We start from the raw sequence: 21,874 nt of genomic DNA, 5'->3' as shown, positions 1-21,874 counted from the left end.
CAAACCACCACGAAGGTGCCTGTGTCCCCTTTGTGGTGGTTTTGCTTGCTGTGGCTAGCCCAGCAGGTCGACTACGTTGAAGCCGGCGTTGCTCTTGGCGATGACGTCGCGGCCGCCAAAGACGCAGGTGGGCGACGCGGCTGCGATGCGCGTCACATCGGCGCCGAGCGAGCGCAGCTCACCGGGCGTGGCGGCGAGCATCTGGGCGCGACGCTCCTCGCGCGCGTGCGGATCGAGCCCGGCCAGGTAGGTCGTGTTGCGGCGCTTGGTGAGCGCGTACGGCTTCACCGGCGCGTCCATGCCACTTACGCAGCTCACGATAAAGCCCTCGAAGGCGGCCTCGTCGGGCTCAAAGCTGCCGAGCCATTCGCCTGCGCGTTCCACACGCTCAATCGAGGGGTCGATTGCCGGGTCGCGGTAGGTATAGAACGCCGTCTGGCGCTCGCCGGCTGCGCGGAATCCGCAGCCGTACGCACCGCCCTTCACGCGGATCTCGTTCCACAGGTAGTCGTAGGAGAGCGCGTTGGCAGCCACGGCCCAGGCTCCCGTCACGTCAATGCCCAGACGGCGCGGGTCGCACGCGCTTGCCGCAAAGCAAATGTCGCTGGGGATGACAAAGGCCTCGTGACGGTCGCGCGGCGTCGGCACCACGAGCGCGTCGCGGCCGGCATCGGCGCCGTCGCCAGCGCCCAGTCCCAGGTCGCCCGCGGCATCCCAGTACGCGTCAAAGTCCTCGTCGCTGCCGGTAAAGCTCGCCAGGCAGCCATCGGCCACAAAGATGCGCTCCGCCAGCTCGGCAAGCTTGGCGCGCAGGCCGTCCAGTCGCTCGTCAAAGTGGTCGAGCAGATCGCGCAGGAACAGGTAAAAGTCCACGCCCGAAAGCTGCTCGCGCACCACGGCCGAAGGCGAGCTGTAACTCATCGCGCGACCGAGCGCCGCCGAGTGACCGTTGTTGATAAAGCCCTGCTCAAGCCCAATGCGAATCTGCGTGAGCACGTCGCGCACGCGGTCGGCGTCGGCATCTGCCAAAAGCGTGCTCGACCATACCTCGCGCGGCAGACTCGCCAGTGCATTAATCTTCTCGGACAGGGCGCCGGCGCTCACCAGCAGGTAGGGGCGCACGCCGTCCACGTCGGGCTGGGTCATGACTTCGGTCGTAAAGCTCAAAAAGCCCAGCTTGCCGGCGAGCAGATTGTCGAGTTCCTCGGCCGAGTGCTCGCTCGTGGGCAGCTGTTTGAGCAGGCGGCAGAGCAGCGTCACATAGGGCAGGTCCTCAAATGCGACGCAGCTCAGGTCGAAATACTGCATGGCGTAGGCCAGGCGGTTGGTGGGGATGCCGTGGCGCAGGCAGGGGATGGGCGCGGTCGTGTCTACGACCAGCGGCGGCTCGGGGCGCGCCTCGCCAATGTCGGACACGCGCAGGCGCGGCAGCGTGGCCTTGTCCTCGGGCGTGTCCTCGGCCTCCTGCGCGGCACGCAGCGCAGCCGTGCGCTCGACCACGTCGGCCAGCTCGGCATCGGTCATGGCGTCGCGCTTGGCTGCCAGCTCGATGGCCTCGGCACCCTCCGAACCCTCGGCGGCGTCCACCGGCACCAGCTCGACGAGCGCCATGTGGTCGTTCTCCAGCACCAGCTCGCGCAGCAGGTCCTCAAAGTAGGTGCCGTCCAGCTCGCTACGCAGCTCCTCGTACACCGGGCCGTACTTGAGTGCCAGCGTCGCGGCGTCGTCATCGTAGAGCCAGGTGCTCAGCGCGTCGCACGCAATGGCCACGCCGTCGGCGATGCCGTAGTCGCGCTGGCGCAGATCGTATTCGTTGCTGCTGATGATGGCTTCCAAGCGCTCGCGCGGAACGCCGTGCTCGCACAGGTCGCGGCAGGCGTCCTGGAACACGCGGCGCAGCTCGCGCGCCACGCCGGGCTGCGCGTTTTGCAACATGATGAGCTCGTAGGGCTGCAGGCTCTCGGCCGCGGTGTAGCTCACCACGTTGCCGCCCAGGCCGGCGGCCAGAATGGCCTTCTTAACCGGTGCTTCGTTGGAGCCCAGCAGTGCCTCAAACAGGATATCCGCCGCGATCGTGCGCTTGCGGTCGAGCGCGCTGCCCAACACAAGGCCCAGGCCCACCAGGGCGTTCTCGGGTGTAGTGGCCATCTCGACGTGCTTGTACTCGCAGGTCACGGGCGCCTGCACGCCCAGCGGATTGGGCGCCAGCGCGGACGGGTCCTCGCCGGCGGCAACGGCTGCGTCCATGCGGCGGCTTGCGGCACTCGGCTGCGACAGATAGCGCTCGTCCAAAAAGGCCAGTGCGCGGTCCACGTCCAGGTCGCCGTAGAGCGTGATGTAGGAGTTGGAAGGATTGTAGTGGCGCGCATGCGTGTCCAGGAACTGCTCGTAGGTGAGCGCGGGAATCGCGCGCGGGTCGCCGCCGCTTTCGTGCGCATAGGCGGTGTCGGGATAGAGCGCGGCGTTGACGGCGTCGTCCAGCACGCTCATGGGGTCGGACAGCGCGCCCTTCATCTCGTTGAACACCACGCCGTTATAGCGCAGCGTGCCCTCGCGCAGGCTCGCGGAGCTGCTGTCGCCTTCGACCTCGGCGCTCTCCGGCAGGTCCAGCTCGTAGTGCCAGCCCTCCTGCTCAAAAATGGTGGGCTTGGTATAGATGGCCGGGTTGAACACCGCGTCCAGGTACACGTCCATCAGGTTGTACAGGTCCTGCTCGTTGGTGGTGGCAACGGGGTAGATGGTCTTGTCGGGGTAGGTCATGGCGTTGAGAAACGTCTGCATGGAGCTCTTGATCAGGTCGACAAACGGCTCCTTGACGGGAAACTTGGCCGACCCGCACAGTACCGAGTGCTCAAGAATATGGAACACGCCGGTGGAATCGGCCGGCGGCGTCTTAAAGCCAATGGCAAAGGCCTTGTTCTCGTCATCGCATGCCAGGTACAGCAGGCGAGCGCCCGAGGCGGTGTGGCGCAGCACATAGGCGTCCGAGTCGAGCTCGGGCACGGTCTCGCAGCGCTCGACGGCAAAGCCGTGGCAGGTAGTGCCGGGCACTAGCAGCGCGGCGGCAGCGGCGCGCGGGTCGGTTGAGGTGGTGGGCATATGCAGTCTCCTTTGACGCCCCAGCGGGGGCGAATCGAGTCGAATCCTCGAGAGTATACCCATATGGGGCCCTCGACCAATCTGCCGGATGAGCGTGGATTTTCGGACACACGAGCGTGGAAATTCGGACGCCCGCCAAATGAGTGTGGATTTTCGGACGGAATCAGCCTCAAAACGCCCAAAAACCGTCCAAATATCCACCCTCATTTCCCGACCGTCCAAAATCCACGCTCATCCGCCGCCCGCACATCTCTCATATCTCATTCGTCTCTAATACGAGAGATAACAGAAAGATGAGAGATAAATATGAGAGATAACAATGCTGCAAAGAGACAGACAACCATGGTATTGTCTCAATATAGATTGTTTTACCAGCGAAAACATGTTTAAATGAAACAGATGACAGACATCTTATCTTTCATCTCTCACTCATCTCTAATATGAGAGATAACAGAAAGATGAGAGATAATTACGAGAGATAACTGAGAGACGAGGGAAATCCGTCTGCGGCATTCTCCGCAGGACCGAGCGAAGGGACGTGCAGATGAACGAAAACGAGCTGGCCGGTTTGCTCGAGTCTTTAAAGCGCATGGGTTCGGATGACCTTAACGTCGAAGTAAAAGAGAGCGCCACGACGCTTTCCCGCGACGTATGGGAAACGGTCAGCGCTTTCGCAAACACCGCCGGCGGCATCATCGTACTCGGAGTGAGCGAGCGTGCGGGTTTTGTCCCAGTTGCAAACTTTGAGACCGAGAAAGTGCTCAACCAATTCGTGGCGGGCATGGGCGATGCCGGCGGTCGTGGAAAGCTGGCCAATCCGCCCAAATACACCATTGAGCGCGTGGAGCTTCGGGGTACCGTTGTTCTCGTCATCACAATCGAGGAGCTCGACCCGTCGAGCAAGCCTTGCTATGTAATAGAACGGGGCGCCCAGGGCGGCAGCTACAAGCGCATCGATGACAAAGACGTGCCGCTTTCGTCGACCGAGGTTTTGGCGCTGTCGTCATACGAACGGACGAGTCCTAGCGATCGCGATACGGTGCCCGGCACGAGTGTGGGCGATCTCGACGAGTCGCTGGTCGACCGCACGATAGAGCGTGCCTATTCGTTGACGCCTCGAGCGATGCACGGTGCGACGGACAGGAAGACAAAGATGGAGCGTCTGAATTTCCTCGACCCCCAGGGCAATGTTACCAAGGCTGGCCTCCTTGCCGCGGGCGTTTACCCTCAGCAGTTCTATCCCAAGCTCTTTATTGATGTAGCTGTCCATGCGGGAACTCAAAAGGGCGCTGCGGGACCGCTAAGGTTTATGGACCGCACAGTCTGCGAGGGCACCTTGGGCGAGATGATTTCGGATGCTGTCGCGGCTGTCGCCAAAAACCTGCGTCGCACCTCGACCGTTCAAGGCGTCTCGCGTATCGACTCGCTGGAGATTCCCGAGGAAGTCTTGCGTGAGGCGATTGCCAACGCCGTAATCCACCGAGAATACAGAGATCGGTTCTGTGGACAGTCGATCGCTGTTGACGTCTTTGATGACCGTATCGAGGTGACGAACCCTGGCGGTCTTTATGGTGGAAAAACTCGCGAGAATCTGTTTGACGGTAGTTCTCGGTGCCGCAACGCGACGCTCGTGAAGCTCATGTCGCTTGTCCCATTGCCCGACGGTGCGGGCTCTCCTGCCGAGGGCAACGGATCGGGCATCCCGATGATGGTCGATGCCATGCGTGCGCACGGTCTGGCCGAGCCCCTGTTCTGCCCGGGGTTCGATCGGTTCAAGGTCGTACTTTACCGTTCAAAGATCGAGCCGGTCGATCATGGCGGAGGCTTAATTGTGACGGCACTCAAACACTACGGCGAGCTGGGGACGCGTGAGCTGGCAAAACGCACGGGGCTTACAATTTCCCAGGTTAGGTCGCGCGTCAACGCGCTCATTGCTCAAGGCGAGCTTGAGCCCACGGCGCCGTCGACAAGCCGCAACCGCAAATATCGACTGTCAGAGCGCGTGGAATAAATGCGTTAGTGGACGAGGCGACCCAATAATCGACCCTCGATTGGCGCCCACTAAGGTAAAGCGGTTGTTGCCCAGTCGACGGTGATGCTAAAGACTCGGCTTACGCCGGCATGGCCCCGAACCCGTCCATCAGGAACAGCCTGAGAACCAGCTTGATGACATTTCCCGGTTTGACTTCAGCCGTGCCAAAGACGTGGCGCTCGGCGAGCTCGCTGCAGTATGCGTAGATATCGCGGATAAGGTCCGCGCCCGAAAGCGTAAACATGTAGCCTGCGTCCGAAAGCGCATTGGGTGCGGCGGGCAACTTGGTCATGCGACAAAAGGTCAACAGGTCGGGCGCCATAGCGTCTTGGTAGCCAAGATGGCCGCCGTCTTCTTGTGCGGCGAGTTCCAGCTGGCGTACTCGATCCAGCGCCGCTGCCAGCACAAAGCTCGGTGTGGGCGCATTGACGTCTTCCGTGTTCGCCACGAGTTTGCCCGCCGCCTGTGTGACAAGCCAGGCGACCTCGCGCTGGCAACGCACGGCCTTGCGCGTAACCGGCTTGATGGACGAAGAAGAAACGCTCCCCTTAGGCGGATTCGAAGCAGCCATAAGACCCTCCCATGAACAATCCGGCCCAACAAGCCCGGATGAAACACGTGCTACATCAGTATACAGGGGAGTGGGGTAGCGGGGTACAAGCGCGCCAGCGGCAAACCGAGAGCATCAACAATGTGCCTCCGCTCTATTTGGACGATGGTACGTGGGTCATTAAGTACTCGGTTCAAGCGCCGGGTACCGTTGGTTTTCGAGACCAGAATTACAACCGTAAAATGCTCAACTGCATGGAATGTGACGTCCCAGTCGGAGTCATATTTGCAACCGAGGTGGGCTATAAGGTGCTCGGCCTTGCGTTTGTTGAGCGGTTCGAGCCCGAAAACGGATGGTTTGTTCTGCACGGTCCTGTTCATAAAGGCGGACCGGACCCTCGTTTTGCGCCCGACATGAGTTATCTGAAGCACATACCCGTCGATATTGAGTTTGCCGGACAGGGTGCGACCGACGATGAAATTTGGCTTTGGCGGTCTTTTACGATCGTGCTGTTTGATCGGATCGCGTGGCGATGCAATCTCGCACACGCCTGCCGGTGCATGCTCTTCCTGATTTGTATAGCGAGAGGGGAGCGAACGTGAGCTGGCGAGGCGATATTGCGATGGGGAAGTACGGAAAACTGCCGTGCGCCCTTATAGACAACAAAATGTTTCCGAGCGTAGAAGTTGATTGCGGGTCGTTTGTCGTCGCCTGTCCTTGCTGCGGCTCGCAAATACCGTGCCTCGACATTCGGTTCATCGATGCGTGCGACAGACTTAGCGACGAAGTGAGAAAACGGACAGGCGTTCATATGCCGGTGTATCAGGAGAAATGCCCTGTTTGTGGCCTCGATATCGTGTACGACGCCGGCGACGAGGGATAGGTGATGCGGAGGAGCTGGCTGTGAAGGCATCTCTGTCCCTATAAATAAATCCCCTCACCGAGCTGCTTGTGGAACTTGGCGTGATGGTCGCGTGCCCAGGTAAAGAGCGCCTGGTCAAAGTCGGTGCGCGTGGCCGGGACGCCAAAGACGCCGGCAACTTCGACGCGTACAAACTCCAGTGCCGGCAGCTTGTTGATGGCAGTGAGGGCAAACGGGGACGAGGGCTCCTCGAACAGATAGCGGCTGCCTTGCAGCGCGTCGCAAATGGTGCACGTGTTGCCGAGCGACGGGGCTTTGGAGGCTCGCGCGCCTACGGGCTTGTAGCCGCAGCGCTTATGAAGGTAGTCGCGGATCTCGCCCGGCACGCAGCCAAGAGCGGGCACGATGGCGAGTGCGTTGGCGTTGGCCGTGTCGATGGCAATGTGCCCGGCTTCGTTGGGCGCGTGCGCGATGGCGATGCTCTCGTCGTTATCGGTTCGATAGGGAATGCCGAAGGCCGCGACCGAGGTCTCTTTGTGACACTTCCAGCACTCGCGCTTGCCCAGTACTAGATATATATACGGCGCTGAGGGGTCGGATCGGTCAACACCGGGCAGCCACTCGGCAAAGGGCTCGGGGTTGACGCCGCTGGGTACATACCAGATCTTCTTGGTCCGGTCCCATTTGGCGCCCAGCGCTTTGGCTTCTTCTTTGTGCGAAAAGGGGACATCGAGCTCGGTGCGCATGGCGGCTCCTTGGTGCTGCAGGTGCGAGTGGCTCAAGGATACCGCAGGGCGCAGACATCGCGGCGTTTTGTTGAGAAGTTGCGGCGCGGACTGCTTGGTTACGCCGTTAGATAAATTGGCAAGTAGATGGTCGGCTTTTGACCAGTTGGGCGGTTGGAGCAGCTTGCGGCGCAGTTTTGTGCCTGGCTATTGTTGATGTTGGGGTATTGAATATATTTGGCTGCCATTCGTCAGGTGAATTGTTGTTACGTTGCGATGACGGTTGGAACTGCCAGCGGATTTAGCGACAAAAAACAAAACAGCCCAGAGGACATAGCCTCTGAGCTGCGAACATTTGGTGGGCGTTAGAAGATTTGAACTTCTGACCTCTTCCGTGTCAGGGAAGCGCTCTCCCCCTGAGCTAAACGCCCGATCAAGGGTGCGCAAGCGCGCAAGGGATAATATAACGGAGCCTGAACTCGGTGGCAAGAACATTTTTAAAAATCGCTTACATTGTGGAATTCGGGGGCTTTGTCATATCCATTTCAAAAGAGCCTGCTGCCGCGATTTGACTGTCGCATAATGCAAGGCCATTGCGGTATCGAGCTATGGAAAGACGTCTGCGGAATTGTCCTACCGATAAGCGGACAAGCCTCCAGCTGGTGCCTTCGCCGTGGTAAGGTAAGCCGAATTGTTTCCAGGCTGCTTCGAGGGAATGGAATGAGCAAAGAGCGTGTCGAGCAGGTCGAAGGCGCAGGGGCTTCGGTGCCGATGACCGATATATCGAACATTGATGTGCCCGAGGGCACCGATGAGCTCAGCCGTAGCACCCGCCGCGCTTGGCGCGAGCGCCTGAACAGCGCTTCGACGCGCAAGATGACCACGGGCGTCTTGGCTACGCTGGTGGGCGGTTCGTTTTGGGGCTTCTCGGGCACCAGCGCGAGCTTTCTGTTCGATACCTACCACGTCGACACCTTGTGGCTTATGAGCGTGCGTCAGATTCTCGCCGGTCTACTCTTTATGGCCGTGGTTGTTACGCGCGACCGCGAGCGCCTGATTAAGCTCTGGACCACACCCGCCGATCGCAAGCAGCTGCTGCTCTTTACCGCCTTTGGTCTGCTGTTCAACCAGTTTTGTTATCTTTCGGCCGTGCGCCTGACCAATGCCGGAACCGCGACGGTGCTCCAATGCCTGCAACTGGTCATCATTATGGGCTACACCTGCGTGATCGACCATCGCATGCCTCGCGTGCGTGAGGCCGTTGGCATTGGGTTGGCCCTGGGCGGCACCTTTTTAATCGCTACCGGCGGCGACCCTACCAGTCTGAGCATATCGCCGCTTGGCCTGGTCGCAGGCCTTATGTGTGCGGTCAGCGCCACGTGTATGGCGGTGATTCCCGCCAAGATCCTGCCCGAATACGGCAGCCCCATCGTCACGGGCTCGGCAATGCTCACGGCGGGCGTGGTCTCGTGCGTCTTCGTGCAGCCTTGGGCGCATATGCCGGCACTCGACGCTGCCGGCGTCGAGGCGCTCGCGGTATTCGTGGTTATCGGCTCGTTTTTTGCTTACATGCTCTATATGCAGGGCGTTAAGGACATCGGCTCGGTGCGTGCGAGCCTCATCGGAACTGTGGAGCCGGTTTCGGCGACCATCACCAGCGCCGTTATGCTGGGCACGGTGTTTTTGCCGACCGACCTTATCGGCTTTGCCATGATCATCGTGATGATGTTCCTCACGGTGTAGCTGGCGCCGCCGCCAAGACAGAAAAGGTGTTGTGCCGCATTTTCGCCAATTGACGTCCGTGTCTGGAGTTTAGCTGTCGATGCTCAAAATGCCATAAACTAGTAACGTTATGGATTTTTTCATTGCGACTCAATTGCGAGGATTTCTTTATGGCTGGTAATCACTTTAAGGGCAGCGATAACGGCCGTCCTGCAGTTCCGCCGCGTCCGAACGGGGCTGGTAAGGCCGGCACGCCGGGCGGCGCTGGACAGGGCGGTTCCAGTAAGCGCGTGTCCCCGGGCGAGACGGCGATGTTTACCGCTCTGTACGAGCAGTCTCAAAAGGCGAAAAAGACCGGCCGTGCAAGAGGGAATGTCTTTGCGGGCGGTGCAACCTCCGCGTCGCAGCCGAGCGGGGCTCCTTCGGTACCTGCGAACAACGCAGGTGCTGCCAACGCCGCAAATGCCGCCGGCAACGTTAATGCCGGCAAGGCCGCCAACAATACTCCCTCTGCCGGTGGCGCGGGGCTTACGGGTAACCTTGGCACGATTTACACCGGTGCCTCCGAGACTGGCACGTTCGCCCGCCTGGATGATAGCGGTGCCGAGTTTGCGGGCTCGGGTTCCAAGGAAGATTATTACGATTTTGGCTTGAACTACGGTAGCGACGCTTCGTCGAGTTCGACCTCTGACGGTCTGGTCCGTCATCGCCATCGCAAGGGCGAACGCAAAAAGCGTCACACCGGCGCCATTATTGCCGCTGTAGTCGCGGTGCTTCTCGTTGCGCTTGGCGCAAGCGGCTTTATGCTGCTTAACTCGGCAAAGACCGTAAAGAGTGAAGCGAAGGAGGCCGTCGAGATTGTCGGTGGCCTTAAGGACAAGGTCACGTCGGGCGATTTTTCGACGCTGCCTGACGACGCGAAGAAGATTGATGAGCTTTGCGACAGCATGAAGGCGGAGACCTCGAGCCCGCTGTGGACGGCGGCTTCGTTTATCCCGGTGTATGGCAGCGACATCAATGCGGCCCGCACCATGATCGACGCCCTGTCCGATGTCTCGAGCAATGCGCTGGTTCCCATGGCCGATAACCTTTCGCAGGCCACGCCCGGCAAGCTGTTTCAGGACGGCATGATTAACGTGTCCGCGCTGCAGGCGGTCGCCGATTCGCTTTCCAGCAGCTCGAAGGTGTTCAAGAGCGCCAACGAGAAGATCCAGGGCATTGGCGATACTCATATTTCCCAGGTGACCGAGCTGGTCGATAAGGCCAAGGACGGCTTTGCCACCCTCAACGGCGCGGTTGACGCGGCGGAGAAGGTCGCCCCCGTCCTTCCGCAGATGCTCGGCGCCAACGGCCAGACGCGCAACTACCTTGTGTACGCCATGAACAACGTCGAGATTCGTGCCTGCGGCGGCTTTGGCGGTTCGCAGGGCCTGATTTCGGTCACCGACGGCCAGATGTCGATTGGCGAGTTTGTTCCCCGCATTGGACTCAGCGAGGATGAGGCAGTCGAGAGCGTCGACGAAGAGGATGAGGCGCTGTTCGGCAATCACAGTAACCTGTACAACTCGGGCAATACCTATTCGCCTGATTGGCCCCGCAACTCGCAGCGTGTCGCAGCCCTGTGGAAATCTCAATATGGCCAGGACGTTGACGGCGTCGTGGGTATCGACCCGGTGTTCCTGCAGTATCTGCTGGGCTTGGTCGGCAACGTGTCGCTGCCCGACGGAACGGTTGTCGACGGTACCAACGCCGCAAAGGTCCTCATGCACGATGTGTACTGGAACTATCCGGTCGAGGAATCGGACGGTATCTTTGCGGCTGTTGCCAGCGCCGCCTTCGACAAGATCCTTGGCGGTATCGGCGATGTCGATGTTACGAAGCTTGTCAGCGCCGTTGAGCGCGGTGCCGAAGAGGGCCGTCTGATTGCGTGGATGAAAAACGATGACGAGCAGAACGCTATCAAGGAGATGAACATCGACGCTTCGCTGCCCGATCCGGATGATCCGAGTGCCGATCCCGTTGCCGGCGTTTACTTTAACAACCTGAGCTTCTCCAAGCTCGACTGGTATCTGAACGCCGACACGCAGATTGGCCAGGGCGTGAAGAACGGCGACGGCACGTGCTCCTATCGCATCACCGTTACCCTGACGAACATCATGACGCAGGAGGAGGCTGGCAAGCTGCCCGACTACGTTGCGGCGGGCGCATCCGATGCCGCGCGTGACGACGAACGCCTGAATGTCTCAGTGTTTGCCCCGACGGGCGGCAACATCAGTGACCTTACGGTTGAGGGCACCCAGTTTGGTCTTGGCGCCGCTACGTGGCATGGAATCCCCTTCTATTCGGGCACCGTTGACCTGCATGCTGGCGAGACGACGACGATCACGTATACGCTGACCACGTCGGCCGAGGCGGGGGACAAGCCGCTTACGCTGCGTCAGACTCCTACATGCCAGGCGGCTCGCGACAGCGCGTCGGCGTAGGGTTTTTCTGGTAGCGCAGATAATCGAGTACCATTTTGGGGGCGGACGGGCAATCTGTTCGCCCCTATTTTGTAAGGAGAGCGCATGAAGTACTTTGGCACCGACGGCTTTCGCGGCGAGGCCAACGTTGGACTGACGGTAGAGCACGCTTATAAGATCGGCCGCTTTGTGGGCTGGTATTACGGCGCCAACCGCGGGACCAAAGCACGCGTGATCGTGGGCAAGGACACGCGTCGCTCGAGCTATATGTTCGAGGCGGCGCTGGTGAGTGGCTTGGTCGCGAGCGGTGCGGACGCCTACATGCTGCATGTGATCCCGACGCCGGGCGTGGCGCATCAGACCGTGGAGGGCTGCTTCGATTGCGGCATCATGATCAGCGCAAGCCACAACCCGTTTTGCGATAACGGCATTAAGCTCGTCAACAGCGACGGCTATAAGATGGACGAGGACGTGCTGGAGCTCATCGAGGATTACATCGATGGCAAGAGCGAAGTGCCGCTGGCCACGGGCAACCACATCGGTGCCACGGTGGACTACATGCAGGGTCGCAACCGCTATATTGCCTCGCTCATTGCAAGTGCGAACTTTTCGCTGCAGGGCGTCAAGATCGGTCTCGACTGTGCCAACGGCTCGGCATCCTCGGTGGCCAAGCCGGTGTTCGACGCGCTGGGTGCCGACGTACGCGTGATTAACGCCGCGCCCGATGGCTTTAACATCAACGTCGACTGCGGCTCCACGCATATGGAGCGCCTGCAGCGCCACGTGGTGGAGCAGGGCCTGGACGTGGGCTTTGCCTATGACGGCGATGCCGACCGCTGCCTGGCCGTGGACGAGCGCGGTCGCGTGGTCGACGGCGACCAGATCCTGTACGTGTGCGGCGTGTACCTGAACAAGCACGGGCGCCTCTCGGGCGGTACCGTGGTGCCGACGATCGCCAGCAACTTTGGCCTGGTCAAGTCGCTGGAGCTTGCCGGTCTAAGTGCCGTGACCAGCGGCGTGGGCGACCGTCATGTGTATGCCAAGATGCGCGAGGGCGGCTACAGCCTGGGCGGCGAGCAGACGGGCCACACGATCTTTGGTGATATCGAGCGCACGGGCGACGGCATTATGACCTCGCTGCGCGTGATGGAAGTGATTCGCGCCGAGCGCGAGACGCTCTCGCAACTCACGGCTCCGTGCAAGCTGCTGCCGCAGGCGCAGGTTGCCGTGCGCGTGGCGGATAAAGACGCCGCGCTGGGCAACATGGGCGTGCAAGCCGCCATCGCCGAGGCCGAGGCGTCGCTGGCGGGCGAGGGCCGCGTGCTGGTGCGCAAGAGTGGAACCGAGTCGGTGATTCGCGTTTTGGCCGAAGCCCCCGACCAGGCAGCTGCCGACGCCGCTATGAAGCGCATCGCCGCGGCGCTGGAAGCTCTTTAGTTACGCGGTTTTACCAAACCGCGTAACGGCTCGACGCTGCAAACGGCCCCAAGCGGCAATCTGACGTTCAATTTCAAGGGCGCGACCAGAAGGTCAGCGCCCTTTCATTTCACGTCACCTTGCTCGCTTGGGGCCGTTTTCGCTGACTTTGCCAAGACATCGGCGTCAACATGGTTGGCGTTGGCGATGGCGTGCTGGCCAATCCTTACAGCGCGTACAGCGTGGTGAACTTGTCCTGCAGGTAGCTGCAGTAGTAGCGGGCGTCAAAGTCCATGCCGCAGGCGCCCTTGATGAGCTCCGGCGCGTCTTTGGCACGGCCCCACTGCCAAATGTGCTCGCCCAGCCAGGCGCGGACGGGCGCCAGATCGCCGCTCGCACAGGCGCCGTTGAGGTCGACACCGTCGCGGCACATGGCCGGCACAAACATGGCATCGTAGGCGCTACCCAGCGCATACGTGGGGAAGTAGCCAAACGAGCCGCCGCTCCAGTGTGTATCCTGCAGGCAGCCGCGCGTGTCGTCGGGAACGGGAATGCCCAGGTACTCGTTCATAAAGCGATTCCAAAGCGCGGGGATGTCCTTGGCCGTGGCCTCGCCGGCAAACAGCATGCGCTCAATCTGGTAACGCACCATAATATGCAGCGGATAGGTGAGCTCGTCCGCCTCGGTGCGGATCAACGACGGCTGCGCGATGTTCACGGCGCGGTAGAGCGCGTCCTCGTCCACGTTGCCGTAGACCTCGGGCGCGTGGCGGCGCAGCACCTCGAGCAGCGGTCCCATAAAGGCGCGGCTGCGACCCACGGTGTTCTCAAAGAAGCGGCTCTGGCTCTCGTGGATGCCCATGGAGGTGCCGCCCTCCAGGCAGGTGCGCGCATAGGCGGGGTTCACGCCCAGCTCATACATGGTGTGACCGGCCTCGTGGATGATGCTGTAGACGTTGGAGATGCAGTCGTCCTCATAGATGTGCGTCGCGATGCGCGCGTCACCCACGGCAAAGCCCTCGCTAAACGGGTGTTCGGTAAAGGCAAGCGTGGTGTCGTTCAGGTCCAGGCCGACGAGCTTCATAAGATCGAAGCTCATGGCACGCTGGGCAGCCTCGGGCACGCGGGCGTGCAAAAAGTCGGCAGCGGGCTGCTGGCCGCGCTCGCCGATGGCGTGCACGAGCGGCACGACCGTAGCCTTGACCTCATCGCAAAACGCATCGAAGCTCTTGGCGGAAAGGCCGCGCTCGTACTGGTCAAGCCAAACATCGTATGGGTCGCGCTTGGGGTCCATGAGCTCGGCCTGATGCTTAAGCTGGCCGACGATTCTATCCACATAGGGCTCAAAGCTCGCCCAGTCATTGGCCGTCTTGGCCTTGTGCCACACGGCGTCGGCCTCGCAGGTGAGCCTGGTCCAGGCCTCGGCCTCCTCGGTGGGAATGACGCTCGCTTCGCGCTGGTCGCGGCCGAGTACGCGGATCTCGTCGAGCAGCTGCGGGTCGTCGATTTTGCCGCCGGCGACGGTTTCGCGTGCCAGCGAGCGCACAAGTTCGACAGACTTTTCGCTGGTCAGGAGCTTATGATGCTCGCCGGCAAGGGTGCCCATGGCGTCGGCGCGCGCTGCGGCGCCGTTGGCGGGGGCAATGGTCGCGCCGTCAAACTCGGCAATCTTGAGCAGGTACTCGCGGGTCCACAGCTTGCCCTCGAGCTTGCGGAACTTCTTGACGGCCTTATCGACCTTCATGCCCTTGGGTGCCTTGCCCTCCGCGGCCTTGGCCTTCTTATCGAGTTTCTTTCCCATACCATATCCTTAATCTCGCAGACCGGACGCCACGGGTGGGCGTGCGGTCAGTTTGCACAGCTACCTGCTTTGTACCCAGCGCGAACAAAACGGAACGCGGCGATGCGCACGCAGAATGTGTTATCCTATAGCCCAATGCGTTGACGGAGAGGGTTTTGCCCGCCGCGTCGCCGGCAAGAGAGGGAAGGTCATGGGCTGCAAGCCTTCCTGCGGTGACAAGGGCCAAGCGTTCACTCCCGAGCAGCAACCTCAACGGGCGCGCGGCTACGCGGCGGCAAAGCCCCAGTAGGGAAGCCGTGAGCCTCGCGAAAAGGGGCAAAGAGTGGGCGCGGCGGGCCAGACATCCGCCGGGTCAAACAAGGTGGTACCGCGGAATTCAACCGTCCTTGGGCAATGTACATGCCCGAGGACGGTTTTTTGTTACCGAACCGGGCCGCGCATCCGTAAGCGTCGGGTAGCGCCAGCTGCCTCGGCAAGCGGATGCGCGAGAGACGAAAGGGAAGACATGAGTCTGATTGATGATCTGGTCAAACTCGAGGAAGAGGCCAAGGAGCTCGTCGCAGGCGCCGACGACGCCGAGAAGCTCGAGGCCGCGCGCGTCGCGCTGCTCGGCCGCAAGGGCCGCATCACCGGCCTGATGCGCATGATGGGCAAGCTCGCCCCCGAGGATCGCCCCGTCATGGGCAAGCGCGCCAATGAGATGCGTCAGCTGATCGAGGGCATGCTCGACGAGCGCACCACCGAGATGAAGGCCGCCGCCCTCAAGCGCGCACTGGAGCACGACGCCGTCGACATCACGCTGCCGGGCGTCCGTCCGCAGATCGGCCATCAGCACCTGATCAAGCAGATTATCGAGGAGGCCGAGGACATCTTTAGCGGCATCGGCTACACCGTCGAGTCCGGCCCCATGGTCGACACCTCCTACTACAACTTCACCGCGCTCAACGCCCCCATGGATCACCCGAGCCGCTCGGCCCGCGACACGTTCTACGTGGTCGACAACAATCCCGGCAGCGTCGCGCACCCCGAGGCTCACGCCCACGGCGAGTCCGACGTGCTGCTGCGCACCCAGACCTCGGGCGTGCAGATCCACACCATGGAGTCGCAAAAGCCGCCCATCTACATGATCTGCCCGGGCACCGTCTACCGCCCCGACACGGCTGACGCCTGCCACCTGCCGCAGTTCAACCAGATCGAGGGCCTGGTCGTCGACGAGGGCATCACCTTTGGCGACCTTAAGGGCACGCTCGACTACTTTGTTAAGTGCATGTTTGGCGAGGACCGCAAGACGCGCTACCGCCCGCACTTCTTCCCCTTCACCGAGCCCAGCTGCGAGGTGGACGTGAGCTGCCACGTGTGCGGCGGCAAGGGCTGCAACTTCTGCAAGCACAGCGGCTGGATCGAGATCCTGGGCTGCGGCATGGTCGACCCCAACGTGCTCATCAACTGCGGCATCGATCCCGAGAAGTACACCGGCTTCGCCTTTGGTATTGGCGCCGAGCGCGTCGCGGCCCTGCGCTACGACCTGCCCGACCTGCGTACGCTCATGACGGGCGATATGCGCTTCTTGAATCAGTTCTAGGCTGCGGCTTGCCCAAGCACGGCACCTCGGCGCTCATTCGTCGCTTGCGTACCAAAGTACGCGGCGCTCCTCTTTCGGGCCGATCTGCCGCACTTGGACAACCCTCGCTTTGTAAGGAATGTTCACAAAGTTGAAGTTTCCACCTGCATTTCTTCGCAGGCTTTCAGTATGAAAGGAGAGCTAGATGCGTGTTTCTTACGACTGGCTCAAGACCATGATCGATATTCCGGAGGATCCCAAGACCCTTTCGGACGAATATATCCGTACCGGCACCGAGGTCGAGGCGATCGACACCGTGGGCGAGTCCTTCGACCACGTGGTGACCGCCAAGGTGCTCACCAAGGCCCCACACCCCGATAGCGACCACATGTATGTGTGCTCGGTCGACGTGGGCGACAAGAACCTCGACGCCGACGGCAACCCCGCTCCGCTGCAGATCGTCTGCGGCGCGCAGAACTTTGAGGCCGGCGACCATATCGTCACGGCCATGATTGGCGCTGTCCTACCCGGCGACGTCAAGATCAAGAAGAGCAAGCTTCGCGGCGTCGTGTCCATGGGCATGAACTGCTCCGCGCGCGAGCTCGGCCTGGGCGGCGACCACTCCGGCATCATGATCCTGCCCGAGGACACGCCCTGCGGCATGCCGTTTGCCGAGTACGTGGGCTCGAGCGATACCGTGCTCGACTGCGAGATCACGCCCAACCGCCCCGACTGCCTGTCCATGATCGGCATGGCCCGCGAGACTGGCGCCATCTTCGACCGTGATTTCCACGTTGAGCTGCCTGCCATCAAGGCGGAGACTGGCCGCGCGACCGACGACGAGCTTTCGGTCGAGATCGCCGACGAGGGCCTGTGCGACCGCTATGTCGCCCGCATCGTGCGCAACGTGAAGGTCGGCCCCTCGCCCGACTGGATGGTCAAGCGCCTCAACGCCCTGGGCGTGCGTCCGCACAACAACATCGTTGACATCACCAACTACGTGATGATGCTCACCGGTCAGCCGCTGCATGCCTTTGACCTGTCTACCTTTGCCGAGCGCGACGGCCACCGCCGCGTGGTGGTTCGCGCCGCCCAGCAGGATGAGAAGTTCACCACCCTCGATGGCGAGGAGCGCACGCTCGACGCCGGCATGGGTCTCATCACCGACGGTGAGCGCCCCGTGGCGTTGGCCGGCGTTATGGGCGGCATGGATTCCGAGATCGAGGACGACACCGTCGACGTGATGGTCGAGAGCGCCTGCTTCAACGCCGGTCGCACCTCGCACACCAGCCGCGACCTGTCGCTGATCTCCGATGCTTCCATCCGCTTTGAGCGCCAGGTCGACGAGACCGGCTGTGTGGATGTCGCCAACGTTACCTGCGCGCTCATCGTGGAGATCGCCGGCGGCGAGGTTGCTCCCGGCTATGTCGACGTGTTCCCCGCGCCCAAGACCATCGACAGCATTAAGCTGCGCCTGGCCCGCGTGCATGCCATCTGCGGTGCCGATATCGAGCCCGGCTTTATCGAGCGCTCGCTCACCCGTCTGGGCTGCACCGTCGAGCGCGACGGCGAGGACTTTATGGTCACCCCGCCGAGCTTCCGTCCCGACCTGCCGCGCGAGATCGACCTGATCGAGGAGGTCCTGCGCCTGTGGGGCATGGGTCGCGTGACGGCGACCATCCCGGCTGCCAAGAACCACATCGGTGGCCTGACCCGCGAGCAGAAGCTCACCCGTAAGGTCGGTGAGATCCTGCGCGCCTGCGGCCTCAACGAGACCACGACCTTTGGCTTTGCCGCTCCGGGCGACCTGGAGAAGATCGGCATGTCCACCGAAGGCCGCGGCTGCCCCGTGGTGCTCATGAATCCGCTGGTGGCCGAGCAGACCGAGATGCGCCGCTCGCTGCTGCCGGGCCTGCTCCAGTCCGTTGCCTACAACGAGGCCCACGGCACGCCCAACGTGCACCTGTACGAGGTCGGCAGCCTGTTCCACGGTCGCGAGAACGCCAGCCTGCCCAAGGAGACCAAGTCTGTGGCGGGTGTGCTCTCGGGCCAATGGAGTGAGCAGTCTTGGAACATGAAGTACCGCAAGCTGCGCTTCTTCTTTGGCAAGGGCATTGTCGAGGAGCTGCTTGCCCAGCTGCGCATCGAGAAGGTTCGCTTCCGTCCCGTGGAGGGCGAGGGCTACGCTTTCTTGCAGCCGGGTCGTGCGGCCGAGGTTCTGTCCGGCGGTACCGTGCTGGGCTGGGTCGGCGAGATCCACCCCGAGGCGCGCGAGGCGATGGGCATCGATGAGGTCGTCGTTGCCTTTGAGCTCGACTTGGACAAGCTGATCAAGGGCGCCCGCAATCAGGAGAACTACCGCGAGTTCTCGCAGTACCCGGCTGTTGAGCATGACCTAGCTATCGTGGTCGACAACGCTGTGACCTGCGAGGATCTTGAGCGCCGTATTACCAGCGCCGGCGGCAAGCTGCTCGAGGGCGTGCGCCTGTTCGACGTCTATCGCGATCCCATCCGCATCGGAGCGGGCAAGAAGTCCATGGCCTTTGCGCTTACGTATCGCTCCGACGACCACACGCTCACCAGCGAAGAGGTCGAGAAGGCGCACCAGAAGATCGTCACCAAGGTGTGCAAGGGCGTAAACGGCGAGGTCCGCGGCTAGGTCTTGCGCTGGGGTATAGGTCAGCGGTGGCTGCTGGCGAGTCCTACGTGACCGCTACGCTCGGTATAAGGCGCTGCTGAGCCTGCATATATGACACGCGCATTACATAACGGCGTGCTGCTTTGTCGGCAGCGCGCCGTTTTGCTATGATAGCCCGCGGCGTGTTACGAATCTGACATTACGTAATACTGACAAGGTGATTTAGGCGACGTTGCAATTTCGTGCGCCGATAACCGGGAGGCGTATATGCACATTCCAGACAACTACCTGTCCCCGCAGACCGATGCCGTCATGGCGGTGGCGATGGTGCCCGTATGGGTTCACTGCATCAAAAAGGTGCGCGCCACGCTCGATCGCGAGCATATGGCGTTCCTGGGCATCTGCGCCGCATTCTCCTTCTTGCTCATGATGTTCAACGTGCCGCTGCCCGGCGGTACCACTGGTCACGCCGTTGGTGGCGCGCTCATCGCGCTGCTGCTGGGCCCCGAGGCTGCTGCCATTGCGGTTTCGGTTGCGCTGGCGCTGCAGGCGCTGCTGTTTGGCGACGGCGGCATCCTGTCCTTTGGAGCCAACTGCTTTAACATGGCCTTTGCGCTGCCGTTTGCCGCTGCTATCGTGTTCCGTGCGCTCAACAGCCGTTTACACGACAAAAGCTGGGGCACCTCGGTTTCGGCCATCGTAAGCGGCTGGGTTGGCCTGTGCCTGGCGGCCCTGTGCGCGGCAATCGAGTTCGGTATTCAGCCGATGCTCTTCACCAACGCTTCGGGCGCCCCGCTGTACTGCCCCTTCCCGCTGTCCGTGGCTATTCCGGCCATGTTGGTCCCGCATATGCTGGTTGCCGGTGTGGTCGAGGGCGTGGCGACGGCCGCCATCTACGGTTTCATTAAGAAGACGGCGCCGAGCATTATCGTCGGCCCCGAGGCCGCCGATGGTCAGCTTGCCGCCGAGGGCGCTGCTGCCAAGAAGACCACGCTGGTCCCCACGCTCATCCTGGTTGCCATGCTTGTCGTAGCCACGCCGCTGGGCCTGCTGGCCACGGGTGACGCCTGGGGTGAGTGGGATGCCGAGGGCGCTGCGGTTGCCGTCCAGGAAGCCGGCGACGATAGCCTGCAGGCTTCGGCCGGCCTCGACACTCCGACCTTTGCCGACGCTCTGCCCACGGGCGATTATCTGCAGGCCTATTCCGAGGAGCAGGGCCTTGGCTTTGCCGGCCAGGCCGCGATGTATATTCTTTCGGGCGTGATTGGTGTGGCGGTGCTCACCATCGCATTCCGTCTGATCTCGCTGACAGTTAAGGAAAGCGGGGCTCATGGCGACGGTCGAGCTGCCTAGCTGGCTTGCGGACGCGCAGCGTTACGAGCCCACGGGCGCTCGGCATCGTGTGATGCAAAAGAACGTCCTGCACCTGGCGAGCCTGCTTGAGCGGGTCCGCCTGGGTGGAGGCGCGCACGAGGGCGGGTCGATGGTCGACCGCGCCCTTTCTTGCGTTTCGGCTCCGGTGCGCCTGGTGGGGATGTTCGTCTGCGTCCTGTGCGTGTGTCTGACGCAGAGCCCGCTGTACCTGATGCTGATGGCGGCTATCGCGCTGGTGCTGGTCGCGGTGCGCCCCGCGCGCGGGTTGCGCGCGACTTTTGTACCGGCGCTTGGCGCCACGGGGCTTGCGGTGGTTCTGGCGCTGCCTGCCCTGTTGCTGAGCGCGTCTGCCACGGGCGCCATGCTCAAGATCTCGCTCAAGACGTTTATTAATGTGTCGCTGGTGCTGGGTGTTTCGTGGACGCTCACCTGGAGCCGCATGTCGGCGGCGCTCAAGATGCTGCACCTGCCCGACGAGGTTATCTTTACGTTTGATATGGCGCTCAAGCATATTGAGGTGCTGGGACGCACGGCGCACGATCTGTGCGAATCGGTCATGCTGCGCAGCGTCGGTTCCGCGCCTGCGGGTTTTTCGCGCACCGATTCGCTGGCGGGTATCATGGGCATGACGTTTATCAAGGCGATGGAATGCAGCCGCGCGATGGACGAGGCCATGCTGTGTCGCGGCTTCGCCGGCGTGTATCCGGCGCCTGCACGGAGCGGCTTTGGCTGGCGCGATGCGGTTTACGCGGCCGTTGTGGCGTTGCTCGCCGTGTTGTGCGCGGTGCTGTAGCGCGGACGGTCGAACCGTTGATGTGAGTAGGGAAGGGCGACGTTTTGGCAAACGATACGAATAACGCGATGGGTGCGAGCGGTGCTGCCGGCGCCGAGGTCACTCCGCTCATCGAGTTTCGCGACGTGGTGTTTTCCTATGCGGGTCATACGGTGGTCGATGGCGTTTCATTGCAGGTGAACCGTGGAGAGCTCGTTGCTCTGCTCGGTCCCAACGGCTGCGGCAAGACGACGATTATGCGTCTTATCAATGGCCTTGAGCTTGCGGACACGGGTGCGTACCTGTTTGACGGGCGCGTGGTCGATGCGGCAAATCTCAAGGATTCCGCGACGGCCCAACGGTTCCATCAACGCGTGGGCTTTGTGTTCCAGAATGCCGATGCGCAGCTCTTTTGCGCCACGGTCGGCGAGGAAGTCGCGTTTGGCCCGGCTCAAATGGGGCTGCCGGCAGACGAGCTCGAGCGCCGCGTGCGCGATGCCATGGGGCTGTTCCAGGTTGCCGACCTTGCCGACGCCTCTCCCTATCAGCTCTCGGGCGGGCAAAAGAAGCGCGTTGCGCTGGCCGCGGTGGTGTCGATGAACCCGGATATCCTGGTGCTCGACGAGCCCACCAACGGACTTGACGAGGACTCGTGCGACATCGTGGTCAACTTTCTACTGGCCTATGTTGCTGCCGGCAAGACGGTCTTGATGAGCACACATCATCAGGATTTGGTGCGGCGCCTGGGCGCCCGCGCCATCTATATCGATCGATATCACCATGTGGTCGAGGCGCCTTCGCCGTCGTATGGAACCGAGAGCGGCGCTGCGGAATAGTTGCTGCGTAGAGCGTGCGTAGCC

General features: G+C 61.8%; 14 protein-coding genes and 1 tRNA gene. 10 read left to right on the top strand and 5 right to left on the bottom strand.

Annotation, left to right across the window (positions count from 1 at the left end; translation table 11 throughout):
* Nucleotides 1-54: 54 nt before the first annotated feature.
* Nucleotides 55-3,099 (bottom strand): insulinase family protein, encoded by a 3,045-nt coding sequence (locus tag ACESSC_RS06935; protein ID WP_373162120.1) that lies wholly within the window; start codon nucleotides 3,097-3,099, stop codon nucleotides 55-57.
* Nucleotides 3,100-3,643: 544 nt separating this feature from the next.
* On the opposite strand from ACESSC_RS06935, the gene ACESSC_RS06930 reads away from it, so the two are divergent.
* Entirely contained in the window at nucleotides 3,644-5,110 is a 1,467-nt protein-coding gene (locus ACESSC_RS06930) for an ATP-binding protein (protein WP_373162118.1), read from the top strand.
* 100 nt (nucleotides 5,111-5,210) lie between these two features.
* Here the strand turns inward: ACESSC_RS06930 and ACESSC_RS06925 are convergent, their stop codons facing one another.
* On the bottom strand, nucleotides 5,211-5,702 hold the full coding sequence (locus ACESSC_RS06925; protein WP_117816991.1) for a hypothetical protein: 492 nt from the start codon (nucleotides 5,700-5,702) through the stop codon (nucleotides 5,211-5,213).
* Nucleotides 5,703-5,713: 11 nt separating this feature from the next.
* Between ACESSC_RS06925 and ACESSC_RS06920 the strand changes: the two genes are divergently transcribed.
* Nucleotides 5,714-6,283, top strand: a complete 570-nt coding sequence (locus tag ACESSC_RS06920) for a hypothetical protein (protein ID WP_117797210.1) — start codon at nucleotides 5,714-5,716, stop codon at nucleotides 6,281-6,283.
* Nucleotides 6,284-6,602: 319 nt separating this feature from the next.
* On the opposite strand, the gene ACESSC_RS06915 is transcribed toward ACESSC_RS06920, so the two are convergent.
* On the bottom strand, nucleotides 6,603-7,289 hold the full coding sequence (locus ACESSC_RS06915) for a DUF5710 domain-containing protein (RefSeq protein WP_117563722.1): 687 nt from the start codon (nucleotides 7,287-7,289) through the stop codon (nucleotides 6,603-6,605).
* Nucleotides 7,290-7,624: 335 nt separating this feature from the next.
* Nucleotides 7,625-7,699, bottom strand: a tRNA-Val gene (locus ACESSC_RS06910).
* Between the two features lie 289 nt (nucleotides 7,700-7,988).
* Here ACESSC_RS06910 and ACESSC_RS06905 point away from each other — a divergent pair.
* From ACESSC_RS06905 to glmM, 3 genes are all read left to right on the top strand, one after another.
* Nucleotides 7,989-9,011 carry a DMT family transporter gene (locus ACESSC_RS06905; protein WP_373162116.1) on the top strand — a complete coding sequence of 341 codons (1,023 nt, stop codon included), beginning with the start codon at nucleotides 7,989-7,991 and terminating at the stop codon, nucleotides 9,009-9,011.
* A 149-nt stretch (nucleotides 9,012-9,160) separates the two neighbouring features.
* The gene (locus ACESSC_RS06900; RefSeq protein ID WP_373162114.1) at nucleotides 9,161-11,473 is read left to right on the top strand and encodes a DUF4012 domain-containing protein; all 2,313 of its coding nucleotides are present in this window, start codon (nucleotides 9,161-9,163) and stop codon (nucleotides 11,471-11,473) included.
* Nucleotides 11,474-11,557: 84 nt separating this feature from the next.
* Nucleotides 11,558-12,889, top strand: coding sequence for a phosphoglucosamine mutase (gene glmM, locus ACESSC_RS06895; RefSeq protein WP_118080770.1), 1,332 nt, complete (start codon nucleotides 11,558-11,560; stop codon nucleotides 12,887-12,889).
* 205 nt (nucleotides 12,890-13,094) lie between these two features.
* Here glmM and ACESSC_RS06890 read toward each other — a convergent pair whose 3' ends face one another.
* Nucleotides 13,095-14,669 carry a carboxypeptidase M32 gene (locus ACESSC_RS06890; protein ID WP_373162112.1) on the bottom strand — a complete coding sequence of 525 codons (1,575 nt, stop codon included), beginning with the start codon at nucleotides 14,667-14,669 and terminating at the stop codon, nucleotides 13,095-13,097.
* Between the two features lie 505 nt (nucleotides 14,670-15,174).
* On the opposite strand from ACESSC_RS06890, the gene pheS reads away from it, so the two are divergent.
* The 5 genes from pheS to ACESSC_RS06865 all read left to right on the top strand — a co-directional run bounded on the left by pheS (nucleotide 15,175) and on the right by ACESSC_RS06865 (nucleotide 21,850).
* Nucleotides 15,175-16,251: a phenylalanine--tRNA ligase subunit alpha gene (pheS, locus tag ACESSC_RS06885; RefSeq protein WP_373162110.1), complete on the top strand. Its 1,077-nt coding sequence runs from the start codon at nucleotides 15,175-15,177 to the stop codon at nucleotides 16,249-16,251.
* A 184-nt stretch (nucleotides 16,252-16,435) separates the two neighbouring features.
* On the top strand, nucleotides 16,436-18,889 hold the full coding sequence (gene pheT, locus ACESSC_RS06880; protein ID WP_373162108.1) for a phenylalanine--tRNA ligase subunit beta: 2,454 nt from the start codon (nucleotides 16,436-16,438) through the stop codon (nucleotides 18,887-18,889).
* Between the two features lie 246 nt (nucleotides 18,890-19,135).
* Nucleotides 19,136-20,221 (top strand): cobalt transporter CbiM, encoded by a 1,086-nt coding sequence (cbiM, locus tag ACESSC_RS06875; protein WP_373162106.1) that lies wholly within the window; start codon nucleotides 19,136-19,138, stop codon nucleotides 20,219-20,221.
* Complete coding sequence (locus ACESSC_RS06870; protein WP_373162104.1) at nucleotides 20,199-21,035, top strand: energy-coupling factor transporter transmembrane component T family protein; 837 nt, start codon at nucleotides 20,199-20,201, stop codon at nucleotides 21,033-21,035. The genes cbiM and ACESSC_RS06870 overlap by 23 nt, the downstream gene beginning before the upstream one ends.
* 44 nt (nucleotides 21,036-21,079) lie before the next feature.
* Nucleotides 21,080-21,850, top strand: coding sequence for an energy-coupling factor ABC transporter ATP-binding protein (locus ACESSC_RS06865; protein ID WP_373162102.1), 771 nt, complete (start codon nucleotides 21,080-21,082; stop codon nucleotides 21,848-21,850).
* Nucleotides 21,851-21,874: the final 24 nt, after the last annotated feature.

The organism is Collinsella aerofaciens (assembly GCF_964243765.1).
In the GTDB taxonomy this organism is placed as follows: domain Bacteria; phylum Actinomycetota; class Coriobacteriia; order Coriobacteriales; family Coriobacteriaceae; genus Collinsella; species Collinsella aerofaciens_BU.
The sequence above is the reverse complement of the archived record's forward strand: the minus strand, read 5'-3'. Positions and strand labels throughout refer to the sequence as shown.